This window comes from Kitasatospora sp. NPDC056138 (genome assembly GCF_042264695.1).
GTDB lineage: Bacteria > Actinomycetota > Actinomycetes > Streptomycetales > Streptomycetaceae > Kitasatospora.
In genome coordinates this window covers 103285-118836 of record NZ_JBHJVK010000019.1, presented here as the reverse complement: position 1 = coordinate 118836, position 15552 = coordinate 103285, and the positions used below count along the sequence as shown (strand labels likewise).

General features: G+C 70.2%; 9 protein-coding genes. All 9 read right to left on the bottom strand.

Annotated elements, in window-relative coordinates; translation table 11 throughout:
* Positions 1-467, bottom strand: a 467-nt coding sequence (locus ACFC1R_RS14990) for an ATP-binding cassette domain-containing protein (RefSeq protein WP_375938378.1), incomplete at its 3' end; no start/stop codon positions are given.
* On the bottom strand, positions 460-1509 hold the full coding sequence (locus ACFC1R_RS14985) for an ABC transporter ATP-binding protein (protein WP_375938375.1): 1050 nt from the start codon (positions 1507-1509) through the stop codon (positions 460-462). The genes ACFC1R_RS14985 and ACFC1R_RS14990, both read right to left, overlap by 8 nt.
* A gap of 17 nt (positions 1510-1526) precedes the next feature.
* Positions 1527-2468: an ABC transporter permease gene (locus ACFC1R_RS14980; protein WP_375938372.1), complete on the bottom strand. Its 942-nt coding sequence runs from the start codon at positions 2466-2468 to the stop codon at positions 1527-1529.
* Positions 2461-3387, bottom strand: a complete 927-nt coding sequence (locus ACFC1R_RS14975) for an ABC transporter permease (protein WP_375938369.1) — start codon at positions 3385-3387, stop codon at positions 2461-2463. Before ACFC1R_RS14975 ends, ACFC1R_RS14980 begins: the two co-directional genes overlap by 8 nt.
* 148 nt (positions 3388-3535) lie before the next feature.
* Positions 3536-5164: an ABC transporter substrate-binding protein gene (locus ACFC1R_RS14970; RefSeq protein ID WP_375938366.1), complete on the bottom strand. Its 1629-nt coding sequence runs from the start codon at positions 5162-5164 to the stop codon at positions 3536-3538.
* A gap of 423 nt (positions 5165-5587) precedes the next feature.
* Positions 5588-7489: a translational GTPase TypA gene (gene typA / locus ACFC1R_RS14965; RefSeq protein WP_375938364.1), complete on the bottom strand. Its 1902-nt coding sequence runs from the start codon at positions 7487-7489 to the stop codon at positions 5588-5590.
* Positions 7490-7712: 223 nt separating this feature from the next.
* Positions 7713-9671, bottom strand: coding sequence for an ABC transporter family substrate-binding protein (locus ACFC1R_RS14960; RefSeq protein WP_375938361.1), 1959 nt, complete (start codon positions 9669-9671; stop codon positions 7713-7715).
* A gap of 162 nt (positions 9672-9833) precedes the next feature.
* Positions 9834-12401 carry a SpoIIE family protein phosphatase gene (locus ACFC1R_RS14955; protein WP_375938358.1) on the bottom strand — a complete coding sequence of 856 codons (2568 nt, stop codon included), beginning with the start codon at positions 12399-12401 and terminating at the stop codon, positions 9834-9836.
* Positions 12402-12696: 295 nt separating this feature from the next.
* Positions 12697-15513, bottom strand: coding sequence for a SpoIIE family protein phosphatase (locus ACFC1R_RS14950; RefSeq protein ID WP_375938355.1), 2817 nt, complete (start codon positions 15511-15513; stop codon positions 12697-12699).
* Positions 15514-15552 lie beyond the last annotated feature (39 nt).

Sequence of the window (15552 nt, the reverse complement as noted above, 5' to 3'; positions counted from 1 at the left end):
TGCGGATACCGGTTGATGTACTCCGGGTTGAGACCCACCACGTCCAGCAGATCCTGAACCGCCTTACGGCGATCGCCCTTCGGCGCCACCTCCGGATGGATCTCGAACGGCTCCCCGATGATGTCACCCACCGTCATCCGCGGGTTCAACGACGTGTACGGGTCCTGGAACACCATCTGGATGTTCCGGCGCACCGCCTTGAGGGCGGCACCGGAGAGCTTGGAGATGTCCTCGCCCTTGTACAGCACCTCGCCCGCGGTGGCCCGTTCGAGGTTCATCAGCACCTTGGCCAGCGTCGACTTGCCACAGCCGGACTCACCGACGATGCCCAGGGTCTCGCCCTTGTGCAGTTCGAAGGAGATGCCGTCGACGGCCTTGACCGCGCCGACCTGCTTCTTGAAGAGGATGCCCTGGGTCAGCGGGTAGTGCTTGACCAGGTTCCTGACCTCCAGGATCGGCTCAGCCATGGAGGGTCTCCTTCCAGAGGTGGCAGGCGCTGCGGCGACCGGCCAGCTCGGCGCCTTCCTTGTCGGTGACCTGGTGCAGCACCGGGATCTCGGTACGGCAGAGGTCGGTAACCACGTCGCAGCGCGGGTTGAACGCGCAGCCGGTCGGGACCTTGAGCAGGTTCGGCGGCAGGCCCTTGATCGCGTAGAGGTCCTGGCCCTTCTGGTCCAGGCGCGGGATCGAGCGGAGCAGGCCCTTGGTGTACGGGTGCGCGGGGTTCGCGTACAGCTCGTGCACCGGTGCGGTCTCCACGATCCGGCCCGCGTACATGACCGCGATCTTGTCCGCGACGTCGGCGACCACACCGAGGTCGTGGGTGATCAGGATCAGGCCCATGTTGTACTCGGCCTGGAGCTCCGCCAGCAGGTCCATCACCTGCGCCTGGACGGTGACGTCCAGCGCCGTGGTGGGCTCGTCCGCGATGATCAGATCCGGTTCGAGCGCCAGCGCCATCGCGATCATGATGCGCTGACGCATACCGCCCGAGAACTGGTGCGGGTAGTCGTTCACCCGCTGGGCGGCGGCCGGGATCCGGACGCGCTCCATCAGCTCGATGGCCTTGGCCTTGGCCTCCTTGCGGGAGGCGCCGCGGTGCACCCGGAACATCTCGCCGAGCTGGTAGCCCACGCTCAGCACGGGGTTGAGCGCGGAGAGCGCGTCCTGGAAGATCATCGCGATCTTCTGGCCGCGGAGCTTGCGCTGCTCCTCCTTGGACATCTTGAGCATGTCCTGGCCCCGGAACAGGATCTCACCCGAGGTGACCCGGCCCGGAGGCATGTCCAGGATGCCCATGATGGTCTGCGCGGTGACGGACTTGCCGGAGCCGGACTCACCGAGCACGGCCAGCGTCTCGCCCGCCGAGACGGAGTAGTTGACGCCGTTGACGGCCTTGGCGATGCCGTCCCGGGTCACGAACTCCACGTGCAGGTCGCGGACTTCGAGCAACGGGGTGCCGGGGGCGAGGCGCTCCCCGCCGTCGGTCTTCTCAGTGACAGTGGTCATGGTGCGTTTCGCCTCTCTCAGCGCAGCTTCGGGTCGAGGGCGTCGCGGACCGCGTCACCGAGCATGATGAACGCCAGCACGGTGATGCTGAGCATGCCGGCCGGGAAGAAGAGTGCGAACGGCGCCTGCCGGATCGCCTTCTGGGCCGTGTCGATGTCGATGCCCCAGGAGATCGTCGGGTCCTGGAGACCGATGCCGAGGAAGCTCAGCGTCGCCTCGGTCGCGATGTAGCCGCCGAGTGCGATGGTGGCCACCACGATCACCGGCGCGATCGCGTTCGGCAGGACGTGCTTGAGCAGGATCCGGCCCGTACCGGCACCGAGCGCCTTGGCGGCGGTGACGTAGTCGGCCTGCTTGACGGTGATCACCGAACCGCGCATCACGCGGGCCATCTGGGTCCAACCGATCGAGGCGAGGGCGAAGACCACGCTCCACACCGTGCGGTCGGTGAAGGCGTTCAGCACGACCAGGCAACCGAGCAGCAGCGGGATGCCGAAGAACACGTCGGTCAGCCGGGAGAGCAGGGTGTCGACCCAACCGCCGAAGTAGCCCGCCAGCATGCCGACCAGGCCGCCGAGGACGGTCACGGAGGCGGTGACGCAGATGCCGACCACGATCGAGGCGCGGGCGCCGTAGACCACCCGGGCGTAGATGGAGCGGCCCTGGACGTCGTAGCCGAACCAGTCGCCCTGGAAGAAGTGGCTGTAGTTCGGCGCCCTCAGGTAGTCGTGCGTCAGGTCGCCGGCCCGCGGGTCCACCGAGGTGAACAGGCCCGGGGCGATGCTCATCACGATCAGCACCAGGATCAGTGCCGCGGAGATGAGGAAGATCGGACGGCGGCGCAGGTCCTCCCAGGCGTCCGAGCCGAGGCTGCGGGCCTTCTCCGGCTTGGCGGCCGCCGCGACGGCGGCGCCCTCGGCCTGCTCGGTGGGGGACTTCTTGTCGGTCAGGTCAGGCATACCGGATCCTCGGGTCCAGGACCGCGTACAGCAGGTCCACGATCAGGCTGGCGGCGAGGTAGACGATCACGAGGACGACCACGAACCCGGTGACCGTCGCACCTTCCTTCTGGTTGATCGCGTGGTAGAGCGCGTTCCCGACACCCTTGACGTTGAAGATGCCCTCGGTGACGATCGCTCCGCCCATCAGCGCACCGAGGTCGGTGCCCAGGAAGGTGATGACGGGGATCATCGAGTTGCGCAGCAGGTGGGTGCCGATCACCTTCCGGCGCGGCAGACCCTTGGCCACCGCGGTGCGGATGTAGTCGGCACGGATGTTCTCCACGATGGAGGTACGGGTCAGGCGGGCGACGTACGCCAGCGAGAGCGACCCCAGCACGATGGCCGGCAGCAGCAACTGCTGCAGGTCCATGGAGTCCTGGACGGTGGGCTTGACCCACTTCAGGTTGATGCCGAAGACCGTCTGGAAGACGAAGCCGAGCACCGGAACCGGGATGGAGATCAGGATCAGGGTGAGGACGAGAGTGCTCTTGTCCGCGAACTTCCCGCTCTTGAGCCCCGACAACAGGCCGAGCGCGATACCGAAGACGATCTCGATGCCGAAGGCCATCAGTGCCAGTCGAACGGTCACCGGCATGGCCTCGGAGATCACGTCCGACACCTTGCGGCCCGCCAGGGTCTCGCCGAAGTCCCCGGTGAAGAGGCCCTTCATGTACTCCACGTACTGCTGCCAGAGCGGCAGGTCCAAGTGGAACTTGTGCTTGAGTGAGGCGAGCTGAGCCGGATCCGGCTGCTTGTCTCCCCACATCGCCCGGACCTGGTCACCCGGTAGGACATGCACCATGAAGAAGATCAGTGCGGTCGTACCTATGAACACCGGGATCATCTGGAGCAGTCGCCTCGCGACAAAGCGCCCCATCATGCCTCCATTGCGTGGTCGGCGCGGAAGCGGCCGATGCCGACACCCGCCCTTCTTGGGGGAGGGGTCGGCACCGGCCCGTTACGCCTGCTTCTGGTCCCGGGCTGCGCTGAGGGCAGCCCTGGCGGGCCTGGTGGTACCGGCCTGCTTACTTCTTGATCTCGACCTCGGTGAACACCGGGTCGCCGAAGGAGTCGAACTTGACGTTCTGAACCTTGTTCGAGTAGCCGGAGTTGGTCTTGTAGAACCACAGCGGGATGGCCGGCATGTCCTTGGCCAGCACGGCCTCGGCCTGGCTGTACAGCTCGGTGGTCTTGTCGATCGAGGCGGCCGCGTCGGCCTGCTTCGACAGCTGGTCGAACTCCGGGCTGGAGTACAGCGAGTCGTTGGCGGAGGCGCCGGTGCCGTAGATGTCGCGCAGGAAGTTGGCGTTCAGCGGGTAGTCCTGCTGCCAGGCCGAGCGCATCATGCTGTCGACCTTGTGACCGTCGATCAGGTCACGGGCGGTCTTGAAGTCCGGCTTGGGGTCGCCGACGCACTCCACACCGGTGTTCTGGCGGATCGAGTTGCAGACCGCGTCGACCCAGTCCTTGTGGCCGCCGTCGGCGTTGTAGAGGATCGTCACCTTGTTGTTCGGGACACCGCCGCCGGCCGCGATCAGCTCCTTGGCCTTGGCCGGGTTGAAGGTGCACGCCTCACCGCAGGCGCCCTTCTTGTAACCGGCGACGCCCGGCGCGACCCAGCTGTCGGCCGGCATGCGCGAACCCTGCAGGACGGTCTTGGTGATGGTGTCCCGGTCGATCGCCATGGACAGGCCCTGGCGGACCTTCGCCTTGTCGGCACCCTTCCAGTCGTCCTGGTACATCGCGAAGGCGATGGAGGTGATGCCACCCTGCGGCTGGTCGACCGCGCGGTCGCCCAGGTCGTTCTTGTACGAGGCCAGGTCGCTCGGGTCGACCTGGTCCAGCACGTCCAGGTTGTCGGAGACCAGGTCCTTGTAGGCGGCCTCGGCCTGGGTGTAGTTCTTGAAGACGATGCCGCCGTTCTTCGGCTTGTCCACGCCCGCGTACTTGTCGTAGGCGGCGAGGGTGACGGCCTTGTTGTGCTCCCACGAGACGAACTTGTAGGGGCCGTTGCCGATCGGGGACTCGCCGTACTTGGCCGGGTCGGTGTAGAAGACCTTCGGCAGCGGCGAGAAGGCCGTGTAACCGAGCTTGTACTCGAAGTACGAGACCGGGGCGGTCAGGTCGATGGTGAAGTGGGTGTCGTCCACGACCTTCAGGCCGGACATCTTGTCCGAGGTCGGGGCGCCCTTGTCCTTCTCCGGGTGGACGTCCGCGTAACCGGCGATGTCGGCGAACCAGTTGCTGTTGACCTGGTTGTTCTTGGTGTTGGCCGACCAGTTCCAGGAGTCCACGAAGGACTGGGCGGTCACCGGAGTGCCGTCGTGGAAGGTCCAACCGGACTTCAGCGTCACCGTGTAGTGCTGGGAGTCGGTGGTCTCGATCTTGTCCGCAACCTGGTTGCGCAGCTTGCCGTTGGTGGGGTCGTAGTCGACCAGCCCACGGAACAGGTTCTTGACGATGCGACCGCCGCCGACCTCCATGGCGTTCGCCGGCTGGAGCGGGTGCTGCGGCTCGGTGCTCTGGTAGCTGAACGAACCCTTGGCGTCGGCCGCACCGCTGCTGTCAGACGACCCGCCGCTGCTGCAGGCGGTAGCGGCGAGGGCGACCGCGACAGCCGCGACGACCCACTTGGCCTGGCTGGCACCGCGCATGGATATGCCTCCTGTATCCGTGATCCAAACGTGGAGAGCACCGCAGGAGTCGACCGACCAGAGGTCTGCGCCCCAGCGATGCTTCCTCGCCCGAGGTTTCGGCGCGCACCCCTGCGCGTAACCCTTGACCCGAGCTCGACTGAACCCACTATCGGTCACGCTCGGATACTTAGATGACCATTACGCATTTCAATTTGGTCACATGAAAGTTGGATTGATTTTAAAAATCGGACATAAGAGACATACTCAGACAGGAACGAAACGGACAGTTGCCTTGAATGACGGTCGGTTACGCACGATTAACGGACACTTAGAAGATCATCTAACTGCGTGTGTCAGTCGCGGAGAGTAAGAAAAGGGCCGGTCACCGCCCCCTGCGAGAGGGGGGCAGCAACCGGCCCTTCGGGTACTACCGAAAGAGCGTCAGCCCTTCTTGGCCCGCGACGCGGTGCGCCCGCGGTCCTTCTGGTCCAGGACCACCTTGCGAATGCGGACGGTCTCCGGAGTCACCTCGATGCACTCGTCCTCGCGGCAGAACTCCAGCGACTGCTCCAGCGAGAGCTTGCGCGGCGGGACGATCGACTCGGCAACATCAGCGTTCGAGGAACGCATGTTGGTGAGCTTCTTCTCCTTGGTGATGTTGACGTCCATGTCGTCGGAACGCGAGTTCTCGCCGACGATCATGCCCTCGTACACCTCGGTGCCCGGGTCGCAGAAGAGCACGCCGCGCTCCTGCAGGTTGGTCATCGCGAAAGCGGTGACCACACCGGCCCGGTCGGCGACCAGCGAACCGTTGTTGCGGGTCGTCAGCGTGCCGAACCACGGCTCGTGGCCCTCGTGGATCGAGTGCGCGATACCGGTGCCGCGGGTGCTGGTCAGGAACTCCGTACGGAAGCCGATGAGGCCACGGGACGGAACGACGAACTCCATGCGCACCCAGCCGGAGCCGTGGTTGGACATGTTGTCCATGCGGCCCTTGCGGATGCCCATGAGCTGCGTGACCGCACCCATGTGCTCCTCGGGCACGTCGACGGTCAGGCGCTCGACCGGCTCGTGGACCTTGCCGTTGACGTCCTTGGTGACCACCTGCGGCTTGCCGACGGTCAGCTCGAAGCCTTCGCGGCGCATGGTCTCGATCAGGATCGCCAGGGCCAGCTCACCACGGCCCTGCACCTCCCAGGCGTCCGGACGGTCGGTGTCCAGGACGCGCAGCGAGACGTTACCGATCAGCTCGCGGTCCAGGCGGTCCTTCACCTGGCGGGCGGTGACCTTGCGGTCCTTGACCGCGGCCTTGGCGTCCGCGCCCTTGCCGCTGCCACCACGGCCGACCAGCGGCGAGGTGTTGGTGCCGATGGTCATCGAGATGGCCGGCTCGTCCACCGTGATCAGCGGCAGCGCGATCGGGTTCTCGGTGTCGGCCAGGGTCTCGCCGATCATGATGTCCGGGATGCCGGCGACGGCGCAGATGTCGCCCGGACCGGCCTGCTCGGCCGGCTTGCGGGTGAGCGCCTCGGTCATCATCAGCTCGGTGATGCGGACGTTCTGGATCGAGCCGTCACGCTTGATCCAGGCGACGGTCTGACCCTTCCTCAGGTAGCCCTGCTCGACGCGGAGCAGCGCGATGCGGCCGAGGAAGTTGTCGGCGTCCAGGTTGGTGACGTGGGCCTGGAGCGGGGCCTCCTCGTCGAAGGTCGGGGCCGGAACGTGCTCCAGCAGGGTGGAGAAGAACGGCTCCAGGTTCTCGCTGTCGGCGGGGACGGTGCCGTCCTCCGGCTTGGTCAGCGAGGCGACGCCGTCACGGGCGCAGGCGTAGACGATCGGGAACTCGATCTGGTCCTCGTCCGCGTCCAGGTCGAGGAACAGGTCGTAGGTCTCGTTGATGACCTCGTCGATCCGCGAGTCCGGACGGTCGGTCTTGTTGATGCAGAGGATGACCGGCAGCTTGGCGGTCAGCGCCTTGCGGAGCACGAAGCGGGTCTGCGGCAGCGGACCCTCGGAGGCGTCGACGAGGAGCACGACCGCGTCCACCATCGACAGACCGCGCTCGACCTCGCCACCGAAGTCGGCGTGGCCCGGGGTGTCGATGATGTTGATGGTGATCGGCGCGCCACCGTCCTTGGGGTGGTACTTGACCGCGGTGTTCTTCGCGAGAATGGTGATGCCCTTCTCGCGCTCCAGGTCATTCGAGTCCATCATTCGGTCGTCGAGCTGCTGGTGGGCGGCGAAGGCGCCGGCCTGCTTCAGCATGGCGTCGACCAGGGTGGTCTTGCCGTGGTCGACGTGGGCGACGATGGCGACGTTACGGATGTCGTTGCGCGTGGGCATGCCTAGCTGATTCTCCCGGAATCGTGGGTTGCGGCGCCCGGCTGCGTGACGCCGACTTGCGATCCCTGTTGATCGCCGCCGCCCGTTCCGCCTGCTACTACCGGTCCACCCGCCGGGCACGATGACATGCCACGGCTTCCTCCTATGGTACGTGGAACCACCCAACGAATCCGAAACGGGCGTCCGAAGGCGGTCGGAACCGGTTGTGGACGGCCGGCTCGGCTCAGCTCCCGGTGCGGAAACCCAGGTCCTGGAAGCGCGGGGTGACGAAGCCGTACGCACCGGCGTTGGCGACGGTCTTGCGCACCGCGACCAGGTCGGGACGCTGGTAGAGCGGGACCGAGTGGGCGAGCTGCCAGATCCGGCCGTCGGCCTGCTGGAGCAGCCTGCGCTGCGCGGTGGGGTCGAGTTCGGCGGCGGCCCGGTCGAAGAGCCGGTCGATCTCCTCGGTGCCGACCCTGGCGTAGTTGCGGCCGACCACCGGGATGCCGTCGGGGCCCGGCTGGGGCTTGGCGTAGAGCGCGTGCTCCTCGGCGCCGGGGAAGCCGGTGACGGGCCAGGAGAAGAGCGCCAGGTCGTAGTCGCCGGTGGCCAGGTGGTCCTTGACGAAGCCGTCCGCGGGGACCGGTGAGGTGTGCAGGGCGATCCCGACCTCCGCCAGGTTGGCGGTGAGGGCGTCGGCGGTGCGCCGGGCGGTGGCGGAGCCGTCCGGGATCAACAGGGTGAGGGCGAGCTGCTTGCCGTCCTTGGCCCGGCCCCCGTCGCCCTGCTTCCAGCCCGCGTCGTCCAACTGCTTGGCCACCGTCTCGTCGCCGTCGGCGGCGGCGCTGTTGTCCCGGTAGCCCTCCTGGTCGGCCATCAGCAGGTGGTTGCCGAGCGGGGTGGCGGGCAGGCCCAGCGGGCCGAGGGCTGCCTTGGCGATCCGCTCCCGGTCCACGGCCCGGGCGACTGCGCGGCGGACGGCGGTGTCGGCGAGCGGGGCCCTGGCGGCGTTCAGGGTGAGCTGGGTGAAGGCGGGCGAGGCGGCCCGGTGCAGGCTCAGCCCGGGCAGCGACTCGGCCCGCCGCAGTGCCTGGTCGGAGGCGTCGACCAGCGCCGCGGCGGCCGGCGGCGCGGCCGGGCTCGGCTTCACCGGGCCGGCGGAAGCCGCAGACGCGGAGCCACCGGAAGCGGAGGCGGAAGCGCCGGAGGCCGAGGCGGAGGCTCCGGAAGCGGAGGCGGAGGTGGAGGTGGAAGGCGAGGCGGAAGCACCGGAGGCGGAGGCGGAGGGCGAGGTCGAGGCGGCACCGGAGGCGTCCGAGGCGGACGGTTGCGCCGAGGCCGCTCCCCCGGTGACGGCCCGGTCCGCCAGGGCGTAGTCGATGGTGGAGGTCAGCGGGGCGACGTCCAGCCTGTCCTGGTCGAGGGCGTCCAGCCGGGCGGCGGCCGGCGTGGCCAGGAAGTCGATCTCCTCGGCCTTCGCGGGCTCCCCCCACCAGCCGGGGTTGCGGACCAGCGCCGCCTTTCCGGCCGCACGGTCGTACGAGCGGACCGTGAACGGGCCCGCCGAGACCCGCAGGGTGTCGGTGAGCGGCTGGTTGAAGGCAGCCGCGGAGCCGGTCGCCGCGGCCGGGTAGAGCGGGCTGAACAGGGCGCGCCAGGCGCCGTACGGCTGTTTGAAGGTGACCTTCACCTCGTGGGCGTCCGCGCCCTGTTCGACCGAGGCGATCGCGGCGTACCCGCCCGGCCGATCGCTGTGGAAGGCCGGGTCGGCGCCGGAGAGGGCGTGCCACTGGGCGGTGAAGTCGGCGGCCGAGATCGGGGTGCCGTCGCTCCAGACCGCCTTGGGGTTGAGCCGGTAGGTGACGACCTGGGGGTTCTTCCCCGCCTTGGTGGACTCCGCGGCGGCCAGGTAGTCGGGGTCGGCGGTGGCGTGGGCGTGCTCGTCCAACCGGAACAGGCTGGGCAGCAGGGCATGGGCGAGCAGTTCCGAGTCGGCGGTCGCCTCGGGCTGGAAGACGTTGAGGGTGGCCGGTACGGAGTCCACGGCCCAGCGCAGGGTGCCGCCCTCGCGGAGGTCGGACCGGTCGACGCGGGCGAGGTCGGCGGCGGACGGCGGCGGGGCGTCGTCCTCGGAGCAGCCGGCCAGCGCGGTGCTCATCATCAGGGCGAGGGCGACGGCAGTGGCCTGGGGGACGCGCATGCACTTCTCCGGCGGATGGTCAGTTGATCCGATGATCAGGGCGGACCACCACTGAAGGACAACCGGGCGCAGCACGGGGCACGACACGGCGGCCTCCCCCCGGGAAGCACCCTCCCGGCCTACCGTTCGACGACCGGTCGGCCGCCCGTGCCCCGGCCGTGTCTACAGGGACAGCTCGAACCAGACGATCTTGCCGTTGGGCGTCCGGCGGCTCCCCCAGCGCTCGGCCAGCAGACTGACCAGCTGGAGGCCGCGGCCGCCCTCGTCGGTCTCCTGGGCCCGGCGCTGCCTGGGCTGGGCGTAGCCGTCGTCCCAGACCTCGCAGACCACCGTACGGTCCTTCAGCAGGCGCAGCCGGATCTCGCCGCGTCCGTGCCGCAGCGCGTTCGTGACCAACTCGCTGACCAGCAGCTCGGTGGTGTCGACCAGCTCGTCGAGGCCCCGGGTGAGCAGCCAGCCGCAGGCGAGGTCCCGGGCCTTGCCGACGGAGGTCAGCTCGGCGGGCAGCCGCCAGTCGCCGACGGCGTCCTCGGGCAGGCTCTGCACCTTGGCCATCAGCAGGGCGATGTCGTCCTCGCCGTGGTGCGGGATCAGCTCGTCCAGGACCTGGTCGCAGAGCTTCTCCAGCTCCTTGGAGCCGTTCGTCAGGGCGGTGCGGAAGGCGCGCAGGCCCTCGTCCAGCTGGTGCTTGCGGGACTCCACCAGGCCGTCGGTGTAGAGGCCGAGGATCGCGTCGTCCGGCAGGTCGACCCAGACCTCCTCGAAGGGCTCGCCGCCGACGCCGAGCGGCAGTCCGGGCGGCACGTCCAGCATCCTGGCGGGCTCCCCCGGGCTGAGCAGGACGGGCGGCAGGTGTCCGGCGTTGGCGAAGGTGCAGCGCTGCTTGACCGCGTCGTACACGGCGTACACGCAGGTGGCGAGGTAGAGCTCGGTGGACTCCTCGCCGGGGCGGTCGCTGTCGCCGCCGAGGCCGCGGGCGATCTCGTCCAGCGCGCCGAGCACCTCCGCGGGGTCGAGGTCGAGCATGGCGAGGGTGCGCACGGCCGTCCGGAGCTGGCCCATCGCGACGGCCGCGCGCAGGCCGCGGCCCATCACGTCGCCGATCACGAGGGCCGTACGGCTGCCGGGCAGCGGGATGACGTCGAACCAGTCGCCGCCGACCTCGGTGTTGTTGTTGCTGGGCAGGTAGCGGCGGGCGATCTCCAGGCCGGTGGCGGCCGGGTTGCCGGGGGGCAGCAGGCTGCGCTGGAGCAGCAGGGCGCGTTCGTGCTCGCGGCGGTAGAGCCGGGCGTTGTCGACGCAGACGGCGGCGCGGGCGACGAGTTCCTCGGCGATGGCGACGTCGCGGGCGTCGAAGGGTTCGCTGCCGATCGCGCGGGAGAGCTGGACCAGGCCGAGCACCTGGTCGCGGGCGACCAGCGGGACCACCAGGGTGGAGCGCAGCAGCGGGTCGGGGCCCGGCTGGGGGACGACGCTGCGGCCGGTGCGCAGTGCGCGGGCGTGCGGGGAGCGGCGGGGGTAACAGAGGGTCCCCCCGGCCTCGGCGACCGGCACCGACCCCTCGGCGCCGAGCACGCTGGAGGCGCCGCCGACCACGCTGGAGACCGCGACCCGGCGCAGTTCGCCGCAGCCGTCCGAGAGCCCGGACTGGCCGGAGATCGGGCCCGAGTCGCCGGTGAGCAGCGCGGTGTAGAGGTCGACGGTGGCCAGGTCGCAGAACTGCGGGACGATCACGTCCAGCAGTTCCTTGGCGGTGGTCTCCAGGTCGAGGGTGGAGCCGATGTGGCTGCTGGCCTCGTTCAGCAGGGCGAGGCTGCGGCGGACTCCGGCGGCCTCGCGTTCGGCGACGTGGCGGCTGGTGACGTCCATGACCTGTCCGGCCACGCCCATCGGGTGCCCGGCCGCGCCGGTGAGCCGGTAGAGCGAGATGGCCCAGCGGCGCCCGCCGTCGCGTCGGCCGCCGGGGGCGGGGACGCTGGCGGTGCGCGGGACGGCCCCGGTGAAGCGCAGGTCGACGATGGGCCCGCCGCCGTCGAGCACCTTGCGCAGCGCGACCAGCAGCCGCTCGGCCTCGCCGGGCAGGAAGAGGTCGTACGGGGTGAGGCCCTGGAGCTCGGCGGGCGAGAGGCCGACACCCGCGGCGAAGGCGTCGTTGACCCGCTGGAGGCGCAGGTCGTTGCCGAACAGGAAGAAGCCGGTGGGGGTCTGCCCGAAGACGGCTTCGGAGGCGGCCAGGTCGGTCTCGATCCGGCGCAGCCGTCCGAGGTCGACGGCGAGGCAGGTGGCGCCGGGTGTGCCGGTGCCGGGCGCCGCGTCGGGCACCGCGTCGGGCATCGCGTACAGCTCGGCGAGGCCCTCGCTGCCGTCGGCGTTGCGGTAGGGCGCGGTGCCGACCCACTCCTCGCCGCCCAGGATGCGCTCCAGCCGGGCGCGGCCGCGCTGCCAGAGCTCGCGGGGGACGAAGGTGCTGATCGGGTCGGCGCCGACCGCGTCGGCTGCGGGGACGCCGAAGAACTCCGCGGCCCGGCCGCTCCACTGGCTGATCCGCCCGTCCGGGCCGATCGCGAAGGTGGCGACCCGGACGAAGTCGTAGATGGAGCCCGGCTGGGCGTGACCCCAGCTGCCGGGCGCACCGCGGTCCCTACCCCGGTCGGTCGGGACACCGAGCTGCCCGGGCACGGCAGCATGGCTGCCACTGCTCGGCGCGTTCGGCGCCGGGATGCTGTTCAACGGACCGACCCCTCCAACCCGTGGCCATCCGGATGTCGAGAAGACCGAGTATTCATCATCCGGGGGCGAGCGCACACGCCCCGGACATCACAACATCGAATCAAGGGCGGCCCCGCCCCGGGTCCTTACCCGGCGACGGCTGTTCGAACCAGGCAGCCCAGCCGAATCAGCACGCCCGGGTCAAGCGCGTTGAGCTTATCCGACCTGAATGCCGCTCAGATATGACAAGATCATGCCGAGTTGCGGCGCACTGCATCGCATTGATGAACGACCGATGGTGATGGTGAACATCCGGCTATCCGAATGTCCCACCGTGATCGGAACCGTCCGTCGCCAGTTCGAACCAGACCACCTTTCCCATGCCCTCCGTGCGGGCCCCCCAGCGCAGCGCGAGGCGGCCCACCAACTCCAGACCCCGGCCGCCCTCGTCGGCCTCGGCCGCGTGGCGCTCGCGCGGCGGGTCGGGCAGCGGGTCGGAGATCTCCACCAGCAGGGTGTCACCCAGGGTCAGCCGGACCCCGATCGGGGCACTGGCGTAGCGGACCGAGTTCGTCACCAGCTCGCTGACCAGCAGTTCGGCGGTGTCCGTGAGCGCCTCGACGGACCAGTCGGCCAGCGTGCCGCGCACCAGCCGGCGGGCCCGGGAGACCGCGGTCGGCTCGGCGGGCAGTGTCCAGCCGGCCGTCGGCGTGCCGGTCTGGCCCCGGCCGAGCCGGGCCAGCAGCAGCGCGACGTCGTCCGGCTCGCGGCCCTGCTCCATGGTGGCCAGGACGGCCTCGCACGCCTGTTGGATGGACGGGTACGGCTGTTCGAGCACGCTGATCAGCCGGCCGAGGCCGACGTCGAGGTCCTTGTCCCTGGACTCCACCAGCCCGTCCGTGCAGAGCGCCAGCAGACTGCCCTCGGGGATCTCCAGTTCGATCGACTCGAACGGGACCCCGCCGACCCCGAGCGGCGCGCCGGAGGGCAGGTCCACCACCTGACCGGCGCCGCCCGGCAGCGGGCTGCCGATCCGGCAGGCCTCCTCGGCCGACCCCTTGGGGACGATCAGGACGGGCGGGATGTGCCCGGCCTTGGTGGCCGTCAGCCGCCCGGTCGCCGGGTCGAAGACCGCGTACACGCAGGTGGCCAGCAGCGCCTCGTCCGGGCCCTGGGCCAGGTCGTCGGCCAGCTCGTTGACGTGCCGCAGCAGCACCTCGGGCGGCAGGTCGAGGCCGGCCAGGGTGCGTACGGCGGTGCGCAGCCGGCCCATCGTGGCGGCGGCCCGCAGGCCGTGGCCCATCACGTCGCCGACCACCAGCGCCGTACGCTCGCCCGGCAGCGGGATGACGTCGAACCAGTCGCCGCCCACCTCGGTGCCGCTGCTGCCCGGCACGTACCGGTAGGCGACCTCGATCCCGGCGGGCTGCGGCACCTGCTGGGGCAGCAGGGTGCGCTGCAGGGTGAGGGCCGCGGTGCGCTCTCGGGCGTACAGCCGGGCGTTGTCCAGCGAGCTGCCCGCCCGGTCGGCGAGCTCCACGGTGAACGCCAGGTCGTCCCGGTCGAAGCCCTCCCGGTAGCCCGCCCGGCTCACCACCAGCAGGCCGATCACGATGCCCCGGGCGCGCAACGGCACCACCAGCCGGGAGTGCACGCCCAGGTCGTGCGCCGCCTGCACCTTCGGATCACCGGGGTAGGAGAGGTCGCTCAGCTCGTCCGGGCCGGAGAGCAGTTCGGGGACGCCGCTGCGCAGCACCCGGCCGAAGGCGGAGTCCTCGGAGAAGGTGATCCTGGCGCCACGGCGGAGCATCGTGTCGACCTCGGGCCCGTCCTGGACCGCGGCGGTGCCCAGCTGGAGCAGCGAGGTCCGCCGGTCGTGGCCGTGCCGGGGCAGGTCGTCGCCGTGGGCCACCGCCTGGAGCAGGATCACGGCGGAGTAGTCGGCCAGCCGGGGGACCACCGCACCGGCCAGCTCCTGGGCGATCCGGGCGGCGTCCAGCAGGTCGCCGACCCGGGATCCGAACTCGTTGAGCAGCGAGAGCCTGCGCCGGGCGTGCTCGACCTTGGACACCGCCCGGTAGCGCTCGGTCACGTCCATCACCGTGCCCGAGATGCCGAGCACCCTGCCCGAGCGGTCCGTCATCCGGCTGTACGAGATGGACCGGAAGCCCGCGCGGGCCGTCATCGGGGCGGCGAGGGTGACGTCGACGACCGGCTCGCCGGTGGCCAGCACCTGCCGCTGGATGGTGGTGACCTCGTCGGCGGCGCGCTCCGGGAGCGTCTCACCGGTGGTGCGGCCCACGTGCTCCTCGGCGGCGACGCCGTTCATCTCGGCGAGGGTGTGGTTGACCGCGGTGTAGCGCAGGTCGGTGTCGAGGATCGCGATGCCGAGCGGGGACTGCTCGAACAGCGCGTCCCGTACCGCCAGGTCGCGTTCGACCGCCTGGAGCATCTCGGCGTCGGCGAGCGCAACCTGGAGGAACGGCGTACCGTCCCCGTCCACCAGCAGCGAGATCCGGGCCTCGACCCCGACCAGTCCGCCCTCCCGGTGGCGCAGCTCGGTCAGCCCGTGCCAGCTGCCGTTGTGCACGGTCTCCCGGATCGCCGCCAGGGTGCGGTCGGCGGCCCCCTCGCCGCCCACCAGCTCGGCGATCCCACGGCCGACCAGCAGCTCGCTCGGCCAGCCGAGCAGCTCCTCGGCGGCCGGGCTCCACAGCACCACCCGGCCCGAGGTGTCCAGGATCGCGATGGCCACCTTCACCACGTCGAACAGACTGCCCTCGGTGTGCTGGCCGAACCGCTCGGCGGCCGGCGTACCCGAGCCGGGGAACGGCGCGGTCGGACGCCCGCGCGAGGTGGGCGCGCCGGGCAGGGCCACCCGGCGGCGGGCGGGGTCGGGGGCCGGCGGCGACTGGTCCTGCACCACGCCCTGCGGCGGCGCGGCGACGGGCGGCATCCGGCGGCGCAGCCGGGCACGGGCGGCGGCGCCGCCGAGCCCACGGCCCGTGCTGCCCGTGCTGCCCGCAGCGGCACCCGGGGCACCCCCCGGGACGGGGCCGGCCGCGCGCAGCGGACCACGTCGGGGGAGCTCCTGGCCTTGCCGTGCTCCCCCGCCGTTACCCGTACTCGACACGGACGGGGCCTCCGGCTCTCGGGCTGTGCACCTCGGCGG